Here is a 1,924-nt window from a genome sequence, read left to right as displayed (position 1 = left end):
GCCGACCCGGCCGCCACGCCGAGCGTCCCGCAGGCGCCCGCCAAGGCCCCCGCGCGCAAGCCGGNCACGCCGCGCGCGNGCAGCCGTGCGGTGCCNGAGAAGGAGCACAAGGTACTGGCGCAACCCGGTTTCGTGCTGCACAGCTATCCCTACAAGGAAACCAGCCTCATCATCGACGTCTTCTCGCGTGACCATGGCCGCGTGGCGCTGGTGGCCAAGGGCGCCAAGCGTCCGCATTCCAAGCTGCGCGGCGCCTTGCAGACCTTCCAGCCACTCTCGTTGTCGTGGAGCGGCAAGTCCGAGGTGCGCACATTGACCGATGCCGAGTGGGTCGGTGGCCTGCTGCCGCTGGAAAAGTCGGCCCTGCTGTGCGGCTTCTACCTCAATGAATTGCTGGTCAAGCTGCTGGCGCGCGAAGATGCCCACCCGGCGCTGTTCGACCATTACGTCGCCACGCTCAACAAGCTGGCCCACGGCGAGAATGCCCCCATCGTGCTGCGCCAGTTCGAACGTATCCTCTTGAAGCAGACCGGGGTGGCCGGCAACTGGAGCCATTGCGTGGTCAGCGGCAAGGCCGTGCAGCCCGATGGCATCTACGTGGTCGACCCGGAGCAGGGCACCCGCCCGGAACGCCTCTCCGACCGTGCCCCCAAGGTCTCCGGCAAGACTCTGCTGGACATGGAGCGCGAAGACTACAGCGACCCCACCACGCAATTGCAGAGCAAGTTCCTGATGCGCTACCTGCTGGCGCACCACCTGGGTGGGGCGCAGTTGAATACGCGCCAGATCCTGATCGACCTCATGCAATTGTGATCTTGCGGCGGCCGGCGCGCCGCCGGCCATCCCATGGCTGCCCCCGAGCCGCTACAATCCATGTCTGGCCGCGTTGTCCTCGACCTGCGGCCTTGAGCACATCCGAACATCATTCACATCAAGCGTCCTGACTCCATGAGTTTCCTGCAGCCTGCCGGCCCGAGCATAGAACTGGGCATCAACATCGACCACGTCGCCACCCTGCGCAATGCCCGCGGCACCCGTTATCCCGACCCCATCCGTGCCGCGCTGGAAGCCGAGGAAGCCGGCGCCGACGCCATCACGCTGCACCTGCGCGAAGACCGCCGCCACATCCGCGACGACGATGTGAAAGCCATCCGTCCGCTGTTGCAGACGCGCATGAACCTGGAAGCCGCCGTGACCAAGGAGATGATCGATTTCGCCTGTCTGATCCAACCGCAGGATGTCTGCCTGGTGCCGGAAAAGCGCACCGAAGTCACCACCGAAGGCGGCCTGGACGTGCGTGGCCATTTCTCCGATGTACAGGCTGCCATTGCCCAGCTGCAGCAGGAGCGCATTCGCGTCTCTTTGTTCATTGATGCCGATATCGAGCAGATCCAGGCCGCCGCAGAATCGGGGGCCCCTGTCATAGAACTTCATACCGGCCGTTATGCCGACGCCACCAGCGCCCAGCAACAGCAAGAAGAGCTGGAACGCATCCGCGCCGCCGTCCAGGAAGGCGTGAAGCTGGGCCTGAAGGTCAATGCCGGCCACGGTCTGCATTACACCAACGTCCAGGCCATTGCCGCCATCCCCCAGATCGCCGAACTCAACATCGGCCACGCCGTGGTCGCTCACGCAGTCTTCGCCGGCTGGCGCAATGCGGTCTCGGAAATGAAGGCCATCATGGTCAAGGCGCGCCGGGACGCGCTCAAGAGCCCGGCCTGAGGCGCGCTGCATGATCTACGGCATCGGTACCGACATCCTCCAGATCTCGCGCCTGCAGGCCACCCTGCAACGCCATGGCGACCGCTTCGCCGGCAAGATCCTGGGGCCGCAGGAGATGGAAAATACCTGCGCCGCAAAGCCAAGGTCGAGGCCCGCGGCATCCGTTTCCTGGCGACCCGCTTTTGCGGCAAGGGAGCTTTTT

At 64.9% G+C, this 1,924-nt stretch carries 2 protein-coding genes and 1 pseudogene; all 3 read left to right on the top strand.

Annotated elements, in window-relative coordinates; translation table 11 throughout:
• Positions 1–813 (top strand): DNA repair protein RecO (recO, locus tag I5W_RS07815; protein WP_044528807.1); only part of this gene is annotated, 813 nt, incomplete at its 5' end.
• A gap of 135 nt (positions 814–948) precedes the next feature.
• Positions 949–1,722, top strand: coding sequence for a pyridoxine 5'-phosphate synthase (gene pdxJ / locus I5W_RS07810; RefSeq protein WP_044528806.1), 774 nt, complete (start codon positions 949–951; stop codon positions 1,720–1,722).
• A 10-nt stretch (positions 1,723–1,732) separates the two neighbouring features.
• Positions 1,733–1,924: pseudogene (locus tag I5W_RS07805) on the top strand (holo-ACP synthase); the annotation flags it as partial.

The sequence above is a fragment of the Herbaspirillum sp. B65 genome, assembly GCF_000333555.1.
Lineage (GTDB): Bacteria > Pseudomonadota > Gammaproteobacteria > Burkholderiales > Burkholderiaceae_D > Herbaspirillum > Herbaspirillum rubrisubalbicans.
The sequence above is the reverse complement of the archived record's forward strand: the minus strand, read 5'-3'. Positions and strand labels throughout refer to the sequence as shown.